This window comes from Mesorhizobium sp. CU3, from assembly GCF_006442965.1.
Classification (GTDB): Bacteria; Pseudomonadota; Alphaproteobacteria; order Rhizobiales; family Rhizobiaceae; genus Mesorhizobium.
In genome coordinates this window covers 1-16851 of sequence record NZ_VFWX01000002.1, presented here as the reverse complement: position 1 = coordinate 16851, position 16851 = coordinate 1, and the positions used below count along the sequence as shown (strand labels likewise).

Genomic DNA, 16851 nt, shown 5'->3' with positions numbered 1-16851 from the left:
TCGAAGAAGCGCTGAAACAGGCATGTTTTGCGCGGGCTTTCGCGCGGGCTGCGTTCATGTAGCATAGGCGGTCTGGGGCGCAAGGGGCAGACCCGATGGCTGGACGTGGCCGGGCTGGTGGAGAGGGCGAGGGGGCGATGGCTGGCGTCAGCGAACGCCTGCTGTTTGCCCATGCCGCGCCCGCCGAAGAAGCGTCGGTTTCGCCACCGGACACCCGTCCATCGGCCGAGCTTTCGCCTCCCGCCGACGGAGCGCTACGGCCAGTCGCGCCGGCAGCCGCCATCCGCCGGATCCGCAAACAGCTTGGCCGCGTTTCGTTTTCTGCGCTGAGCCAAAGCATAGCGGTCGCGGCCACCACCGAGCTAGATCGCGGCATCGGCTTCCTGCTGGTGCCGGTGTTTCTCGCCGCCGGGGTCATCTACTATTTTTCGCTGAGCACCGAGCCCGATCTCTACAGGCCGCTGGCGGTTGTGGCGCTGATGGCCGTTTGCGCGGTCGTCTCCCGTTCCCGGCCGCGCACGCATCTCATCTTCATGGCGACGCTTGTCTGTGCCCTGGGTTTTCTCGCCGCCAAGGTCGAGACCTGGCGCGCGGCGACGCCGATGACCGGGTCAGAAATCCAGACGCGGCTCACCGGCCGCCTCGTCATCGCCGAGCCGACGGCCAATGGCCGCGTCAGGCTGACCATTGATCTGATCTCGACCGAGCATCCGACGCTGCGCTATGCGCCCGACCGCGTCAGGCTTTCGGCGCGCCGGATTCCGCCTGATATGAAAGCCGGGTCGATCCTGACCGGTTACGCCAAGCTGCTGCCGCCGACCGGTCCGGTGCGGCCGGACAGCTATGACTTTTCGTTCGACAGCTATTTCACCGGCATCGGCGGCAGCGGCTTTTTCCTGGGCGACCCGAAGCTGGTATCGACGACCGACGCCGCACCGTTTTGTTCAAGTATTGCCCTCGCCATCGAGAATGCGCGCGAAGGGATTGCCGATCATATCCGCAGCACCGTCGGCGGCGCCGAGGGCGAGATCGCGGCGGCGCTGATCGTCGGCGTGCGCGCCGGCATTCCGGAAGAGATCAACGAGTCGATGCGCCGCACCGGCATCTATCACATCATCTCGATTTCCGGCCTGCACATGGCACTGGTCGCCGGCACGATCATGGTGCTGCTGCGCGGCGCCTTTGCGCTGTTCCCGGATTTTTCCTCGCGCCGGCCGGTCAAGAAATATGCCGCGGCGATAGCGCTGGTCTCGATCGCCGCTTACCTCGTCATCTCCGGGATCGTGGTGGCGGCCGAGCGCAGCTTCATCATGCTGGCGGTGATGCTGGTCGCCGTGCTCTTCGACCGCGCGGCGCTCACAATGCGCAACCTGGCGATCTCGGCGATCGCCGTCATCCTGGTCTCGCCGCATGAAGTTGTCGGCCCGAGCTTTCAGATGTCCTTTGCCGCTACGGCGGCACTGGTCGGCGCCTATGCCGGCTGGGCCGACTATCGCGTCGGCAAAGTAGCCGTGCCGTCGGCAAAGCGTTCGTTCCCGCGATTCCTGGCGCGAAAACTGGCGGCTGGTGTCGGCGGCGCGGCCATGACGTCGCTGATCGCCGGCAGCGCGACGGTGCTGTTCGCCATCTGGCATTTTCAACGTGTATCGCCGCTCAGCCTGGTGGCGAACCTCGCGGTCATGCCCATCGTCTCGCTCATCGTCATGCCGTTCGCCGTGCTGAGCGCGCTCACCATGCCTTTCGGCTTCGACGGTCCGTTCCTCTATGTGATGGGCAAGGGCCTGACGGCAATGGTAGCGATCTCGGCGTGGATTTCCGAACGCTCGCCGGTCGACGCCGTCGGCCTGATCTCGATCCAGTCTGTGCTCCTGGCAACCGTCGCGCTGGTCATCGCAACCATGGCGACCACTTGGCTCAGGCTTGCCGCCGTGCCCTTCGCGCTTGCAGCACTTCTGGCAATTCCGGACGTGCGCACGCCGGACCTGCTCATCTCCGAGGATGCGCATCTGGTGGCGATGCCGATCGGCGGCGGCGAGCTTGCCATCAACCGCGCACGCTCCAACGAGTTCACCACCGACAATTGGAAACGCGCGCTGCAATCCGAAGCGATCGTGCCGCCGGAGATTTTCGCCAAGGGCGCGCTGGACATCGCCGATCCCGTCGACCTGCCGTCCGGATCGCCCTTCTATTGCACCGGAGATCTTTGCATCGGCCGGCATCCTTCGGGCGCGATCGTGGCGCTCGCCGAGACCCGCGACAGCGCCCGGCCGGCCTGCGGCTTCGCCGACCTCATCGTCATCAACGACGCCACGGCCTACAATCCTTGCCGCGATCCACGCATCCTTGTCGTCACCAAACGGCAGCTCGCGCAGGACGGCAGTGCCGCCGTCTTCTTCGACACGCAATCGGCCACGGCTCGGCCAACCATCCGCTATGCGGTCGAACAGCCGTACCGGCCCTGGCACGAGCAGCGGAAATACACTCGCGAGGCGAGAGGGCTGCCGCCGTATAAGAAGCCTGAGAAGGCGACGTCCCCGCCAGCGGATCAGTAGCGCCTGATGAGCCCGACGAGCTTGCCCTGCACCTTGACCCGGTCCGGCCCGAATATGCGGGTCTCATAGGCCGGGTTGGCGGCCTCGAGCGCGATAGAGGCGCCCTTGCGGCGGAAGCGTTTTAGCGTCGCTTCCTCGTCGTCGACCAGCGCCACCACGATCTCGCCCGGGCTCGCCGTATTGGCGTTGCGGATGATGACGGTGTCGCCGTCGAAGATGCCGGCCTCGATCATGGAGTCGCCCTTGACCTCGAGCGCATAGTGCTCGCCGCCCATGATCATGTCCGGCGGCACGGAGATCGAATGCGTCTGGTGCTGGATTGCATCGATCGGCACGCCGGCGGCGATGCGGCCCATCACCGGTATCGAGACGGCGGAGCCGGCATCGTCATTGCTCGGCGTCGGCGCGCGCGATGGGCCCGCAGGCTTGATCTGCCGGCCGAGATTGCCCTGGCCTTGTCCACCCTGGATGACGCTTGGCGAAAATTTCTTCGCCGCGTTGAGGCCGGGGGCGATCGAGTCGGGCAGGCGCAGCACTTCGAGAGCGCGCGCCCGGTTGGGCAGCCGGCGAATGAAGCCGCGTTCCTCCAGCGCCGTGATCAGCCGGTGGATGCCGGACTTCGACGCAAGGTCTAGCGCTTCCTTCATCTCGTCGAAGGACGGGGGAATGCCGCTTTCCTTGAGACGTTCGTGGATGAACATCAGGAGTTCATGTTGTTTGCGCGTCAGCATCGGCGGTCCCCGCGGGTTCTGAAAACCAGAATCAGAAAAACAAACCCAGAACAAACACTATCTGTTCCAGTTGTGTTCCGCAACCGTTTAAAGTTTAGTGAATTTGTTAGGACGGCCGAAACTATGTTGCGCCGGCGCGGGCGCTGTCGCGAAGGCCGGGTGGCCCTTAAGCCTTGATTCCGCTCCGTTTTACAACCCCGTCTCTTATATCAAACGGGATGCGGCGCCTTCGCCGACGTGGTCGCGGCATTGCGCGGGCTTTACGGTTTGGGCCGGCACCGTGAACGAAACGAAGTCAAAACGCCAACTTTGGGCCTGATTCCAGTCCGCCGCTTGCGAGGCGATGGACCAGCGCTCAAGGGAAAAAAGGGCCTTGCGGTATCGGCGACGGCGGTGAGACAACCCGTCCATGATTGGCCTGTGGCGTCGTTCGCCGGCCGAAAGGGAGAGGCGTTGGCAGAATGGCGAAAATTCCAGATCTCGCTGAAGTCGAGGCGATGGATGCCGCGGATCCGCTTCGCTCCATGCGCGACCGCTTCATTCTGCCGGAAGGCGTGATCTATCTTGATGGCAATTCTCTGGGTGCGGCGTCGGCTAATGTCTTCAACGAAATCGAGAACGCCGCGACGCGCGAATGGGCGCAGGATCTGATCCGCGCCTGGAACACGGCCGGCTGGTTCGACATGCCCATCGCTTTGGGCGACCAACTCGGGCGGCTGATCGGCGCGGCGGCCGGCCAGACCGTCGTCTGCGACACGACCTCGATCAACATCTACAAGGTCCTGCACGCCGCGCTGGCGATGCGGCCCGAACGGTCGGTGATCGTCGCCGAGGGCGACAGCTTTCCGACCGACCTCTATATGGCGGAAGGGGTGGCATCGACGCGGCCCGGCACAAGGCTGCGGCTGGAAGGCGTCGATGCGCGGACGATCGAGGAACTGATCGACGATCGTGTCGCGGTCATTCTGGTCAACCAGGTCAACTACAAATCCGGCCGGCTGCGCGACATGGCGGCACTGACGCGCAAGGCGCATGAGGCCGGCGCGCTGATCGTCTGGGACCTCTGCCACACGGCGGGCGCGCTGCCGGTCGACCTCGACGGCTCGAATGCCGACTTCGCCATCGGTTGCACCTATAAGTATCTCAATGGCGGACCGGGCGCGCCGGCCTTCATCTATGCCGCGCACCGCCACCACGGCGATATTTCCCAGCCGCTCAGTGGCTGGTGGGGCCACGCCCGGCCGTTCGCGTTCGAGCAGGGTTATGCCGCCGGCAGCGGTATTCGCCGGTTCCTGTGCGGCACGCAGCCGGTGCTGTCGATGCGGGCGCTGAAGGGCGCGCTGGATCTCTGGGACGAGGTCGACATGCAGGCGGTGCGCGCGAAAAGCATCGCCCTGACGGATCTGTTCATCCGGCTGGTCGAGGCCAGATGCGGCGCCTTCGGCCTCGAATTGGAAAGCCCGCGCAATGGCGCCGAGCGCGGCAGCCAGGTGTCATTCGCCCATCCCCATGGCTACCAGGTGATGCGTGCGTTGATCGAGCGCGGCGTGATCGGCGATTTCCGCGCGCCGTCGACCATCCGCTTCGGCTTCACGCCACTCTATGTCGGCTATCGCGATGTCTGGGACGCGGTCGAGGTGCTGGAAAACATTCTGCGCGCTGGCGCCTGGCAGGACCCGCGCTTTGCGGTCAAAACCGCCGTTACCTGAGGCGATGAGCTGAAGTTCGTCTCGGGGTGTAAATGTTCGTGGGAGGAGTTGGTGGCCGAGCATCGTATCGCTGACTGGGACAATGCCTATGCCAACGGGGCAAACATCGCCGGCGGCGACCGCTGGCCGGCGGCTTGGGATCGCCCGGCGCGGGCGTTTCGCGACAAGCTCTCCACCGAGGGTAGGGCGCGGCTCGACATCGTCTATGGCGATGCGCCGCGCAATCGCTTCGATCTTTTTCTTCCGCAGGCCACGCCAAAGGGGCTCGTTGTCTTCATCCACGGCGGCTACTGGATGGAATCGGACAAGGCGAGCTGGTCGCATCTGGCGGGTGGCGCGGTCGGGCGCGGCTTTGCCGTCGCCATGCCCGCCTACACCCAATGTCCCGCGACCAGGATCGGTGGCATCGCTGGCGAAGTGGCGGCGGCGATCGGCAAGGCGGCGGCGATGGTCGAGGGACCGCTGATGCTGACCGGACATTCGGCCGGCGGACATCTCGCCACCCGCATGGTGACCGCGGCCACGCCGCTTTCCTCGGATGTGGCGAAACGCATCCGGCAGGTCGTTTCGATCTCAGGCTTGCATGATTTGCGGCCGCTGATGCGCACGGCGATGAACGCTACCCTGGCGATCGACGAACAGGAAGCTCTGAACGAGAGCCCGGCGCTGTTGTGGCCGATGCCAGGCGCGCGCGTCGCCTGCTGGGTGGGCGGCGGCGAGCGGTCGGAGTTCCTGCGCCAGAGCGCCTTGCTTGCCAACATTTGGACCGGGCTTGGCGCCGCGACAAGCTCGGTTGTCGAACCTGACAGGCATCATTTCGATATCGTCGACGGTCTCGCCGACCCCGATCATCCGCTGACGCGCACGCTGGTCGACGAATAGATCGAGCTACGATCGACTGCGTCGACGTATGCTCAGCGCAACATCAAAACGCTGCACTCGGCGCCGGCATGCGCGGCCGGCGCGAAGGGCTCGCGTACGATCAGGCCGTTGGCGTCGGCCAGCATCCGCAGCATCGAGGAATCTTGGATGCCGAAGGGCGTCGCCACTAGGCGGCCGGCGTCTTCATGCACGACGGCGCGCACATAGTCCTGTCGCAGATCGTTGGCCTGCATCGCTGCGCCCAGCCGGGCGGTTCGCAAGTCCTGCTTGTGATCGCGGCCGCCGAGCCGCGCCAGCAGCGGCTTGAGGAAAAGCTGCGAGCAGACGATGCTCGCCACCGGATTGCCGGGCAGGCCGATGCAACGGACATCCCCGAGCCGGCCAAACATCAATGGCTTGCCGGGGCGCATGGCGATCTTCCAGAAGTCGAGCTTCATGCCCTGGCTGGTCAGCACGTCATGGATCAGGTCGTGATCGCCGACCGAGGCGCCGCCCAGCGTGACGATGACGTCGGCGCCGGCTTCGACCGCTTTTTGAACCAGCGCGGCGATCGCCTCTGGCCGGTCGGCGGCAATGCCGAGATCGAGGGCGCGGGCGCCGACCGAGCGGGCGGTGGCGGCCACGCCATAGGCATTGGAAGAGATGATCTGGTCCGGGCCGAGTTCACTGCCCGGCGGCAGCAATTCGTCGCCGGTGGCGATGATCGCGACCAGCGGCTGCCGCACGACTTGCAGGCTCGGATGATTGGCCGACGCCGCCAGCGACAGCGCGGCTGGATCGAGCACGCGGCCTTTGTCGAGCAGGATGTCGCCCTCGGCGAAATCGAGACCGCGGCGCCGCACATTGCGCGCTGCCGTCGTCGGCTCGGTCACCTCGATCTCACCGTTGCCGAGGTCGCGGACATTTTCCTGGATGACGATGGTGTCGGCGCCCTCCGGCAGCGGCGCGCCGGTGAAGATGCGCACTGCCTCGCCCTTGCCGACAACGCCGGTAAAGCCTCGCCCGGCAGGCGCCATGCCGACCACGGCGAGGCGGGCCGGCACTGAGGCGACGTCGGCGGAGCGGGCGGCGTAGCCGTCCATGGCCGAGGCATTGAAGGGCGGCTGTGTGCGCAGCGCCACCACCGGCTCCGCCAGGACCCGGCCGGCCGCATCGGCCAGCGCAACGCTTTCGCCGGGTAGAGGCGTAGCGCCGTCGAGTAGCCGCTCGAGAGCTTCGGCGACGGGAACCAACGGCATCTTACGAACCTGCCTTGTAGTCGCCGGACTTGCCGCCGGTCTTCTCGACCAGCCGGATGCCGGAAATCACCATGGCGCGGTCCGCCGCCTTGGCCATGTCATAGATGGTGAGGCAGGCGACGGAAGCGGCGGTCAGCGCCTCCATCTCCACGCCGGTCTTGCCGGTAACGCGGGCAAGCGCGGTGACTTTCAGCCCAGGCAGGGTACGGTCTGGCTCGATGTCGACGGCAACCTTGGTCAGAAGCAGCGGATGGCAGAGCGGGATCAGCTCATGCGCGCGCTTGGCCGCCATGATGCCGGCGATGCGCGCGGTGCCCAGCACGTCGCCCTTCTTGGCGTCGCCGTCCAAAATCATGTCCAGCGTTTCCGGCCGCATCGAGACGAAGCCCTCGGCGATCGCGGTGCGGGTCGTCTCGGCCTTGCCGCCGACATCGACCATGTTGGCTTCGCCCTTGGCGCCGATATGGGTGAGTGCAGCCATCGTTAGGCAGTCTCGGCCGCTGCCTTGCCCGTCAGCAGCAGTTTCGTCGCGGCGGCCACGTCGGCCTGCCGCATCAGGCTCTCGCCGACGAGGAAAGTGCCGATCTTGCTCTTCTCCAGCCGGCGGCAATCGTCGTGGGTGAAGATGCCGCTTTCGCTGACCAGCAGCCGGTCCGCCGGCACCATGGCCGCCAGCCGCTCGGAAACGTCGAGGCTGGTCACAAAGGTTCTGAGATCGCGGTTGTTGATGCCGATCAGCCGCGACGACAGTTTGAGCGCCCGCTCCATTTCCTTCTCGTCGTGGACTTCGACCAGCGCATCCATGCCGAGCTCGAAGGCCGTGGCCTCGAGCTCCCTGGCAAGGGCGTCGTCGACGCTCGCCATGATGATCAGGATCGCATCCGCGCCCCAGGCGCGCGCCTCATGGACCTGGTAGGCGTCGAACAGGAAATCCTTACGCAACGCGGGCAGGCGCACCGCCGCCCGCGCGGCCGTCAGGAACTCCGGCGCACCCTGGAAGGACGGCGCATCCGTCAAAACGGAAAGGCAGGCAGCGCCGCCTTGCTGGTAGGCTTTGGCGAGCAACGGCGGATCGAAATCGGCGCGGATCAGGCCCTTCGAGGGGCTGGCCTTCTTGATCTCGGCGATCAGCGCGAAGCCGCCGTCCCGGCGCTTTGCCTCCAGCGCCGCGAGAAAGCCGCGCGGCGCGTCGACGTCCTTCGCCTGGGCCTTGATCTCGGCCAGAGGCGCTCGCGCCTTCGCCGCCGCGATTTCTTCGCGCTTGTAGGCTTCTATCTTGCGCAGGATGTCGGACAAGGCTCTACCCGTTCGAAATCTCGATCAGTTTATCGAGCACGCCAAGCGCACGGCCGCTGTCGATGGCTTGTGCTGCCGCCGCGATGCCGTCGGCAAGCGTCGTCGCCTTGCCGGCCACGACCAGCCCGGCGCCGGCATTCATCAACACCGTGTCGCGATAGGCGCCGGCAACGCCGCTCAGCATGTCGCGGAGCGCCTTGGCGTTGTAGGCCGCTTCGCCGCCGCGCAGATCTTGCTTCGAATGGCGCTTCAGCCCGAATGCTTCCGGGGTAAGCGTAAAGGTGCGAATCTCGCCACCTATAACCTCGGCAACGTGCGTCTCGCCGGTGGTGGTGATCTCGTCGTAACCGTCGCCGTGGACGACCCAGGCGTGATCGGTGCCCAGCGCCTTCAGCGTCTCGGCCACCGGCATGATCCATTCCGGCAGGAAGACGCCCACCATCTGGCGGCTGACGCCGGCCGGGTTCGACAATGGGCCGAGCAGGTTGAAGATGGTGCGCGTGCCTAGCTCGACCCGGGTCGGCCCGACATGCTTCATCGCCGGATGATGCGCCGGCGCGAACATGAAGCCGACGCCGGCCGCCTGGATGCAGCGTCCGATCGTCTCCGGGGAAATATCGACCTTGACGCCCAGCGCCGTCAGCACATCGGCCGCGCCGGTCAGCGAGGACAGGCCGCGATTGCCGTGCTTGGCGACCGGCACGCCCGCCGCGGCGATGACGAAGGCGGACCCGGTCGAGATGTTGACCGAATGCGAATTGTCGCCGCCGGTGCCGACGATGTCGATGGCGCCGTGCGGTGCCTCGACCCGCAGCATCTTGGCGCGCATAGTGGCGACCGCGCCGGAGATTTCGCCGACGGTTTCGCCGCGCACGCGCAGCGCCATCAGGAAGCCGCCGATCTGGCCGGGCGTGGCGTCGCCGGACATGATGATGTCGAAGGCTTCGCGCGCCTCCTCGAAGGAGAGCGCGGCGCCGGTCGCGACCTTGGCGATGTGTGTCTTCAGCGCGCTCATCGTGTCTGCGCTTGAGAAACTGCGTTCGGATCGACGCGAACGTTGTATTGCGACTGCAATTGCGCCACCAACTGGTCGAGCAGGTCGTCCGACATGCCGGCGCCGAAGGATTTTTGCGCGTCGTCGGGCACGGAGCTGCCGTCGGCGCCTGCCGGTTCGAAGACTTCTGCGACCTTGAACAGGATCTGGCCGTCGCCGGTGGGCGAGGGGACCAGGCCGGTGCCGCCTTCGCCGACGCCGAACATGGTTGCCGCACCTTCCTTGCCGAAATCGGCATCATCGGCTTCGCGCTTCAGGCCGCGCTTGGTCTGCTTGTCGAGCTTGAGCTCGCTCGCGATCACGTCGAGCGTGGTGCCGGCCTTGAGGCGCTTTTCCAGTTCCTGGGCCTTCGCGTCGAGCCGCTTGTCGGTCTCGGCCTCGGTCCAGTCGGCCACCACCTTCTTGCGCACCTCGTCCAGCGTGCGGTCGCGCGCCGGCGTGATCGACTGCACTTCGTAGAAGACGAAGCCGTTGTCGGTGGTGGTCAGGCCCTCGTTCTCGGTGTTCGGCTCGGCCGCGAACACCGACTTGATGAGATCGGCCGATTCCGGCAGGTCGTTGACGATGGTGCCGTCCGGCCGCTGCCCGGTTCGGTCGATGGCGTCGATGGTGACCACCTTGAGCTTCAGCTTGTCGGCCGCCTGGGCGAGCGAGGCTCCGGAAGCACGGGTGTCCTCGTAGCTGTCATGCACGTCGAGCAGGATGCGGCTTGCTTCGCCCAAGGCGAGATCCTTGCGAATCTGGTCGGAGACTTCCGAAAGCTGCTTCACCACCTGCGGCTTGATCTCGGTGACGCGTAGCAGCACCGGGCCGAAGGCGCCCTGGACGACCTGGCTGACCTCGTTGGCGTTGAGCGCGAAGGCCGCGTCGGCAACCGCCTTGTCGGGAACCTTGTCCTTGGACAGCGTGCCGAGCAGCGTGTCGGCCTGCGTCTTGCCTTCGGCGGTGACCAGCTTGTCGAAGGTAGCGCCGGCCTTCAGCGAATCATAGGCAGCCTTCGCCGCGTCAGGCGTCTTGAACACCAGTTGCTCGATGGTTCGCATCTCGGGCGTCGTGTAGCGCGCGATGTTCTTGGTGTAGTCGTCCTTCACTTGGGCATCGGTTACCGCGGACGGGTCCATGATGTCCTGCGGCTCCAGCCTCACATAGGAGAATTTGCGGTATTCCGGCGCGGCGTAGGTCTTCTTGTTGGCGTCGAAATAGGTGTTCAAGGCGCTGTCGGACGGCGCCTCGATCGGCTGCACTAGCGTCTTCGGCAGCACCAGATAGTCGATGGTGCGGTCCTCGCCGCGGTAGAGCGAAACCGCCTTCAGGAAGGTCTGCGGCACTTTCAGCCCATCGGAGATCGCTTCGACGATCTGCTGGCGCACGGCTACCTGCGAGCGGTTCTTGAGATAATCCTCGGGGCGCATGTTGAGCTGGCGAAGCAGGTATTCGAAGGTCCGGCGATCGAACTGGCCGCTCGGACCCTTGAAGGCCGGGTCCTCGCGGGTGAGCTCCGCAAGGCGATCCTTGGACAGGCCGAGGCCGAGCTTGCGCGCCTGCTCGTCGAGCACCGCGCCCGACACGAGCTGCGCCATGACCTGGTTGTCGACGCCAAGCAGCTTGGCCTGCTCCTGCGTGACGCGCTGGCCGTATTGTTGCGACAACTGGGCGACCTGGCGATCATAGGCGAGGCGGTATTCGTTGATCGAGACCTCCGTGCCGCCGGCGGTGATCACCGCATGGTGGCCACCCAGCACGCCACCCACCATGCGGGTGGTAATGCCCCAGGCGGCGAAGCTGATCACCAGCAAGGACAACAACGCTTTCGCGACCCAGGTACCCGCCGCGCTTCTCAATACACCAAGCATGCATACTTCCGATTTTTGCGCATTTTCGCATGCGCCGAGTCTGAAACAAGCGCAATAGCGCCCTTCCGGCCCACTGTCGATTGCTTTGTGACCTGATTTTGGTAGTGAGGGCGCTGCTTAATGTCGCTCGGAGAACGCGCCCATGACTCCTGGAATCCGCCCACTTGTTGCCGGCAACTGGAAAATGAACGGCACCAGCGCCTCGCTCAACGAGTTGAGGTCGATCGGCAACGGGTTCATGAGCGGGCTCGATACGGAAACCGAAGCGCTGGTGTGCGTGCCGGCGACCTTGCTGCAGCGCGCCGCCGAAATCCTGTCGCGCACGCCGGTGCGGGCGGGCGGCGAGGACTGCCACCCGAAGGAAAGCGGCGCCTTTACCGGCGAGATTTCGGCCGAGATGCTGAAGGACGCCGGCGCGAGCCACGTTATCGTCGGCCACTCCGAGCGGCGCGAGCAGTTCGGCGAGGACGATGCGACCGTCAATGCCAAGGCCTCGGCGGCCTGGCGGGCCGGCCTGGTGGCGATCATCTGTATCGGCGAGACGAGAGCCGAGCGCGAGGCGGGTGCTACGCTCGATATCCTGTCGCGCCAGCTAGATGGCTCTGTTCCCGCCAGCGCCACGGCCGCCAATACCGTCATTGCCTATGAACCGGTCTGGGCGATCGGCACCGGCCTGACTCCGACAGCAAACGACGTAGCCGAGGCGCACGCGCATATCCGCGCCAGGCTGATCGGGCTGCTCGGCGATGGCGCGGCAAAAATGCGCATCCTCTATGGCGGCTCGGTCAAGCCGTCCAACGCGGTCGAACTGCTCGGCGTGGAGAATGTCGACGGCGCGCTGGTCGGCGGTGCCAGCCTCAAGGCGGCCGATTTCCTGGCTATCGCGGAAGCCTATATGCATATGTCGTAAGACGTGCCGATGTTCAGGTGAGGCCGGCCTGCAAATGGCGGTCTCCTGCGCTTCCGGTGCTCACGTACTTAAAGTAGGCTCCGCTCCGGTTCTCGGAAGCCACCTTGTTTGGTCGCTTCGCGCCCGTCTTCGACTCCGACTCGGCCTGACCTGAATCTCAACACGTCTTAAGAGGCCCGGACGAGCCGAAATCGTTGCAATGGCCGCGTTGCTCCCCATATTCCCGGCCACGGGCTTGGAAATGCCGCCAAAGCATTGTAAGGAGCCGCCTCCAAATCACCGGTCGTATGCGCGGCCGCGCAAGGCCTCGCCAGGATAAATTATGGAAACCGTACTGATCGTCGTCCACCTCATGGTCGTGCTCGCCCTTGTCGGCGTGGTGCTGCTGCAGCGCTCCGAAGGCGGCGGTCTCGGCATTGGCGGCGGTTCCGGTTTCATGACAGCGCGCGGCGCCGCCAATGCGCTCACCCGCGCGACCGCTATCCTGGCGGCGGCTTTCTTCGTCACCTCGCTGGCGCTCTCCATCATCGCCCGCTATGGCGAGAAGCCGATCGACATTCTCGACCGTCCGGCGACCTCGACCTCAGGCAGCGGCGTGCTCAACCAGTTGCCGGGGTCCAACGGGCCGGTCGGCACCTCGAAGCCGGCGGCTCCGGCCGGCACGGCGGCTCCGTCGGGTGGCGCAACGACCACCACGCCGCTGGCCAACGGCACGACGCCGCCAGCTCCGGCGCCAGCCCCTGTCAGCGGGGCTCCCGCCGCGCCGGCGCCGGCGAATCCGACCACGCCGCCGGCCACGAACGGTGCCGCTCAGCCGGCCACCCCGCAGGTTCCGAACCAGTAGCCGGACAAGCTTTGCTGCCGCGACCTGTTGTTCTTTGAACACAGTCGCGGCAAATGCGGGCCCAATCACGAAGATTCAACCGGGCGTAGCGCCTGGGTCAGCTTGAGGCCGCCGCGGCTAATCGATTATAGATTCCTTGCGGCACTATCGGCGTCCTTGGGGGGCGCCGGGCGACGCCGTGGGCAACTTGCTTTTGAACAATCGGATCTTCGCCATGCAGCTTCGCAGCTTCATCCTCCTGGGATTCTGTGCCGTCCTCGGCATGGGTTCCGCGGCCTTTGCCGGACCGGCAAATTTGGCCACTTCCCCGTCGGTCGAGACGACCGACGCAATTCCCGTCGTCGCCGCCAAGAGCGACGCATCGCAGCTGAGGCTTCTCAAGAAGAAGAAAAACCCGAGCTCTGAGGATCTTGCGCAGATCAGCAAGCTCGAGGCCAAGATCGCGGCCGACAAGGAAGCCGCCAAGACCAAGGCACTCGAGGCTCGCAAGCTGGCGATGCGCGAGGCGGCCAAGGCCAAGGCCGACACGGCGCGTCAGGAATGGCTCGCCAAGAAGGGCACCGCCGCGCCGGCCGAAGTCGCCGACGCCATGCCGACCAAGAAGAACGGCAAGGTCCTCGATACCACTCTTACGCCGGTGGCGCCGATTGCGCCGGTCGAGGATCCGATCCCGGCCGAGGCGATGAACGTCACCGCCACCGGCAACAATGGCGAGCTGCGAAGCGAGCAGCCCGGCCAGAAGCAGACGAGCAGCGGCGGGCTGTTCGCCGGCCTGTTCGGGGGCTCTTCTGTACGCTCGATCAGCTACCTGCCAGAGACCCGCGCGCTTGATTCGGCGCTGGCCAAGAAGGACGCCAAGCGGCCGTTCAAGGTGAAGCCGGAATTCGTGCCGCAGGATGTCACGTTCACCGGCTACGAGCCGGGCACAATCGTCATCGACACCAGTGCCCGCCGCCTCTACCTCGTCGAGTCGTTTTCGACCGCACGTCGCTACGCCATCGCGGTCGGCCGCGAAGGCCTGCAGTTCAAGGGCACCGTGGCGGTCGGCGACAAGCAGGAGTGGCCGCGCTGGATCCCGACGCTCGACATGCAGAAGCGCGAGCCGAAGCACTATGGCCAGTACAAGGACGGCATGCCCGGCGGCGGTGAGAACCCGCTCGGCGCGCGCGCCATCTACCTCTATGACGGCAAGAAGGACACGCATCTGCGCATCCACGGCACCATCGCGCCGAACTCGATCGGAACCAGCGCTTCCAACGGCTGCTTCCGCATGATCAACGAGCACGTCATGGACCTCTACAGCCGCGTCAAGATCGGCACCAAGGTCGTTATCATCTAACGACCATCGGTCATTATCTGACGCGTTCGATCAAACTGCCGAGAGGGCCGGCACCGCCGGCCCTTTTGTTTTGACTAGACCTAAGGGGCTCCCTTCGGAGCGCTCGAGCCAATTTGGGAAAAAGCCCTCGCGGCGGTTTTTTCTCTGGCGGAATCAATCAGGCCGCGTTAAGCGATGACTCCCATGGCGCGATATGTATTCATCACAGGCGGCGTGGTTTCCTCCCTCGGAAAAGGCATCGCTGCAGCAGCTCTTGGGGCTCTTCTGCAAGCGCGTGGCTATCGCGCGCGCATCAAAAAGCTCGATCCTTACCTCAACGTCGACCCCGGAACGATGTCGCCGTATCAGCATGGCGAAGTGTTCGTGACCGATGACGGCGCCGAGACCGATCTCGACCTCGGCCACTACGAGCGCTTCACCGGCCGCTCGGCCAACCAGCAGGACAACATCACCACCGGCCGCATCTACAAGAACATCATCGAGCGCGAGCGGCGCGGCGACTATCTCGGCGCAACGGTGCAGGTGATCCCGCACGTCACCGACGAGATCAAGCATTTCGTGCTGGACGGCAATGACGACTACGATTTCGTGCTGTGCGAGATCGGCGGCACGGTGGGCGACATCGAGGCGATGCCGTTCCTTGAGGCGATTCGCCAGCTCGGCAACGACCTGCCGCGCAACAATGCGGTCTATGTGCATCTGACCCTGATGCCCTACATCCCGACCGCCGGCGAGTTGAAGACCAAGCCGACCCAGCATTCGGTCAAGGAATTGCGCGGCATCGGCATCGCGCCTGACATCCTCCTGGTGCGCGCCGACCGGCCGATCCCGAAGGAAGAGCGCAGAAAACTGTCGCTGTTCTGCAATGTGCGCGAAAGCGCCGTCATCCAGGCGCTCGATGTGCCGCATATCTATGACGTGCCGATGGCCTATCATCATGAGGGGCTCGATTCGGAGGTACTGGCCGCCTTCGGCATCGACCCGGCGCCGAAGCCGCGCATGGAGCCCTGGCAGGCGCTTTCCAAGCGCATCCACAATCCGGAAGGCGAGGTGACCATCGCCGTCGTCGGCAAGTACACCGGCCTCAAGGACGCCTATAAATCGCTGATTGAGGCGCTGTCGCATGGCGGTCTCGCCAACCGCGTCAAGGTCAAGCTCGACTGGATCGAATCAGAGATATTCGAGAAGGAAGATCCGACGCCCTGGCTCGAGAAGGTGCACGGCATCCTCGTTCCCGGCGGCTTTGGCGAGCGCGGCTCGGAAGGCAAGATCCTGGCGGCGAAGTTCGCGCGTGAGCGCAAAGTGCCGTATTTCGGCATCTGCTTCGGCATGCAGATGGCTTGCATCGAGGCGGCCCGCTCGCTGGCCGGCGTCGAGCACGCCTCGTCGACCGAATTCGGCCCGTCCGACGAGCCCGTCGTCGGCCTGATGACGGAGTGGCTTAAGGGAAACATGCTGGAAAAGCGCAGGGCCACCGGCGATCTCGGCGGGACGATGCGGCTCGGCGCCTACCAGGCCGAGCTCGCCAAAGGCTCGAAGATCGCCGAAATCTATGGCGACACGCAGATTTCGGAGCGCCACCGGCACCGCTATGAGGTCAATATCGACTACAAGCAGCGGCTGGAGGATTGCGGCCTGGTCTTTGCTGGCATGTCGCCGGACGGGGTGCTGCCCGAGACCGTCGAATATCCCGACCATCCCTGGTTCATCGGCGTGCAGTATCACCCCGAACTGAAGAGCCGGCCGCTCGATCCGCATCCGCTTTTTGCGAGCTTTATCTCGGCCGCAGTGGATCAGTCGCGGCTGGTGTAAGCCGTCTGCGGCGCCATGCAGACCTATGTCGCGCTGCTCTATAGCATTGGCCTCGGCGAAGGCCGGCGCCTCGTCATGTCTGACCTGAAGGCGATGGCCGAAGGCCTAGGTTTCAACAATGTCCGCACGCTGGTATCGACCGGCAACCTGGTCTTCGAGGCGCGGGCCGGCGAGGTATCGAAGTTCGAGCAACGGCTGGAAAAGGCTTTTGAGAAAACCTTCGGCCGCCATGTCGACATCATCGTTCGCGGCGCCGTGGATTGGCTGAAGCTTGCGGCTTCGAATCCGTTCCCTGCCGAGTCTGCGCAAGCCGGCGACCAGGTCGCGGTCCGGGTGATGCGCCAAGCTGTCGCCGACGAAGCCTTCTCGGGACTTCAGGCCCGCGCTGATGACGATGAGAAGGTGGTTTTGGTCGGCGGCGACATCTGGCTCGTCTTTTCGCGCGAGCGGCCAAGTTCACGGCTGCTTGCTGCAGCCAATCACAAGCGCCTGGGCATCGGCACATCGCGCAACTGGAACACGGTGCGCAGGTTGGCGGAAATGGTTGGCGGAGCCTTCCCTTCTCCCCTTGTGGGAGAAGGTGGATCGGCGCACTAGCGCCGAGACGGATGAGCAACTGTGTTTGTCAGAA

General features: G+C 65.0%; 14 protein-coding genes. 8 read left to right on the top strand and 6 right to left on the bottom strand.

Annotated features, from left to right (window positions below; genetic code table 11):
* Nucleotides 1–95: 95 nt before the first annotated feature.
* Nucleotides 96–2552: a ComEC/Rec2 family competence protein gene (locus FJ988_RS03460; protein WP_140815368.1), complete on the top strand. Its 2457-nt coding sequence runs from the start codon at nucleotides 96–98 to the stop codon at nucleotides 2550–2552.
* Here the strand turns inward: FJ988_RS03460 and lexA are convergent.
* Nucleotides 2546–3283 (bottom strand): transcriptional repressor LexA, encoded by a 738-nt coding sequence (lexA, locus tag FJ988_RS03455; RefSeq protein WP_140815367.1) that lies wholly within the window; start codon nucleotides 3281–3283, stop codon nucleotides 2546–2548. The genes FJ988_RS03460 and lexA overlap by 7 nt on opposite strands.
* Before the next feature lie 461 nt (nucleotides 3284–3744).
* On the opposite strand from lexA, the gene kynU reads away from it, so the two are divergent.
* On the top strand, nucleotides 3745–4992 hold the full coding sequence (gene kynU / locus FJ988_RS03450) for a kynureninase (protein WP_140815366.1): 1248 nt from the start codon (nucleotides 3745–3747) through the stop codon (nucleotides 4990–4992).
* 51 nt (nucleotides 4993–5043) lie between these two features.
* The gene (locus FJ988_RS03445) at nucleotides 5044–5874 is read left to right on the top strand and encodes an alpha/beta hydrolase (RefSeq protein WP_140815365.1); all 831 of its coding nucleotides are present in this window, start codon (nucleotides 5044–5046) and stop codon (nucleotides 5872–5874) included.
* A 32-nt stretch (nucleotides 5875–5906) separates the two neighbouring features.
* On the opposite strand, the gene glp is transcribed toward FJ988_RS03445, so the two are convergent.
* Genes glp through FJ988_RS03420 form a run of 5 tightly spaced genes read right to left on the bottom strand, consistent with a single transcriptional unit; the run spans nucleotide 5907 to nucleotide 11315 of the window.
* On the bottom strand, nucleotides 5907–7112 hold the full coding sequence (gene glp, locus FJ988_RS03440) for a gephyrin-like molybdotransferase Glp (protein WP_140815364.1): 1206 nt from the start codon (nucleotides 7110–7112) through the stop codon (nucleotides 5907–5909).
* A gap of 1 nt (nucleotide 7113) precedes the next feature.
* Nucleotides 7114–7593, bottom strand: coding sequence for a cyclic pyranopterin monophosphate synthase MoaC (gene moaC / locus FJ988_RS03435; RefSeq protein ID WP_140815363.1), 480 nt, complete (start codon nucleotides 7591–7593; stop codon nucleotides 7114–7116).
* A 2-nt stretch (nucleotides 7594–7595) separates the two neighbouring features.
* Nucleotides 7596–8408, bottom strand: a complete 813-nt coding sequence (gene trpC, locus FJ988_RS03430) for an indole-3-glycerol phosphate synthase TrpC (RefSeq protein WP_140815362.1) — start codon at nucleotides 8406–8408, stop codon at nucleotides 7596–7598.
* Between the two features lie 4 nt (nucleotides 8409–8412).
* Nucleotides 8413–9423 carry an anthranilate phosphoribosyltransferase gene (trpD, locus tag FJ988_RS03425; protein WP_140815361.1) on the bottom strand — a complete coding sequence of 337 codons (1011 nt, stop codon included), beginning with the start codon at nucleotides 9421–9423 and terminating at the stop codon, nucleotides 8413–8415.
* The gene (locus FJ988_RS03420; protein WP_140815360.1) at nucleotides 9420–11315 is read right to left on the bottom strand and encodes a peptidyl-prolyl cis-trans isomerase; all 1896 of its coding nucleotides are present in this window, start codon (nucleotides 11313–11315) and stop codon (nucleotides 9420–9422) included. Before FJ988_RS03420 ends, trpD begins: the two co-directional genes overlap by 4 nt.
* 142 nt (nucleotides 11316–11457) lie before the next feature.
* On the opposite strand from FJ988_RS03420, the gene tpiA reads away from it, so the two are divergent.
* The 5 genes from tpiA to FJ988_RS03395 all read left to right on the top strand — a co-directional run bounded on the left by tpiA (nucleotide 11458) and on the right by FJ988_RS03395 (nucleotide 16817).
* Entirely contained in the window at nucleotides 11458–12225 is a 768-nt protein-coding gene (gene tpiA, locus FJ988_RS03415) for a triose-phosphate isomerase (protein WP_140815359.1), read from the top strand.
* Nucleotides 12226–12547: 322 nt separating this feature from the next.
* Nucleotides 12548–13069 carry a preprotein translocase subunit SecG gene (secG, locus tag FJ988_RS03410; RefSeq protein ID WP_140815358.1) on the top strand — a complete coding sequence of 174 codons (522 nt, stop codon included), beginning with the start codon at nucleotides 12548–12550 and terminating at the stop codon, nucleotides 13067–13069.
* 214 nt (nucleotides 13070–13283) lie between these two features.
* Nucleotides 13284–14408, top strand: a complete 1125-nt coding sequence (locus FJ988_RS03405; RefSeq protein ID WP_140815357.1) for a L,D-transpeptidase — start codon at nucleotides 13284–13286, stop codon at nucleotides 14406–14408.
* A 174-nt stretch (nucleotides 14409–14582) separates the two neighbouring features.
* Nucleotides 14583–16220: a CTP synthase gene (locus tag FJ988_RS03400; protein WP_140815356.1), complete on the top strand. Its 1638-nt coding sequence runs from the start codon at nucleotides 14583–14585 to the stop codon at nucleotides 16218–16220.
* A gap of 15 nt (nucleotides 16221–16235) precedes the next feature.
* Nucleotides 16236–16817, top strand: a complete 582-nt coding sequence (locus tag FJ988_RS03395; RefSeq protein WP_140815355.1) for a DUF1697 domain-containing protein — start codon at nucleotides 16236–16238, stop codon at nucleotides 16815–16817.
* Nucleotides 16818–16851 lie beyond the last annotated feature (34 nt).

What these genes read in the sequence shown, in the direction of transcription:
- FJ988_RS03400 (WP_140815356.1), top strand. Translation starts at nt 14,583, where the DNA reads ATGACTCCCATGGCGCGATATGTATTCATCACAGGCGGCGTGGTTTCC.
- moaC (WP_140815363.1), bottom strand. Translation starts at nt 7,593, where the DNA reads ATGGCTGCACTCACCCATATCGGCGCCAAGGGCGAAGCCAACATGGTC.
- FJ988_RS03460 (WP_140815368.1), top strand. Translation starts at nt 96, where the DNA reads ATGGCTGGACGTGGCCGGGCTGGTGGAGAGGGCGAGGGGGCGATGGCT.
- trpD (WP_140815361.1), bottom strand. Translation starts at nt 9,423, where the DNA reads ATGAGCGCGCTGAAGACACACATCGCCAAGGTCGCGACCGGCGCCGCG.
- FJ988_RS03420 (WP_140815360.1), bottom strand. Translation starts at nt 11,315, where the DNA reads ATGCTTGGTGTATTGAGAAGCGCGGCGGGTACCTGGGTCGCGAAAGCG.
- tpiA (WP_140815359.1), top strand. Translation starts at nt 11,458, where the DNA reads ATGACTCCTGGAATCCGCCCACTTGTTGCCGGCAACTGGAAAATGAAC.
- secG (WP_140815358.1), top strand. Translation starts at nt 12,548, where the DNA reads ATGGAAACCGTACTGATCGTCGTCCACCTCATGGTCGTGCTCGCCCTT.
- FJ988_RS03395 (WP_140815355.1), top strand. Translation starts at nt 16,236, where the DNA reads ATGCAGACCTATGTCGCGCTGCTCTATAGCATTGGCCTCGGCGAAGGC.
- FJ988_RS03405 (WP_140815357.1), top strand. Translation starts at nt 13,284, where the DNA reads ATGCAGCTTCGCAGCTTCATCCTCCTGGGATTCTGTGCCGTCCTCGGC.
- lexA (WP_140815367.1), bottom strand. Translation starts at nt 3,283, where the DNA reads ATGCTGACGCGCAAACAACATGAACTCCTGATGTTCATCCACGAACGT.
- glp (WP_140815364.1), bottom strand. Translation starts at nt 7,112, where the DNA reads ATGCCGTTGGTTCCCGTCGCCGAAGCTCTCGAGCGGCTACTCGACGGC.
- kynU (WP_140815366.1), top strand. Translation starts at nt 3,745, where the DNA reads ATGGCGAAAATTCCAGATCTCGCTGAAGTCGAGGCGATGGATGCCGCG.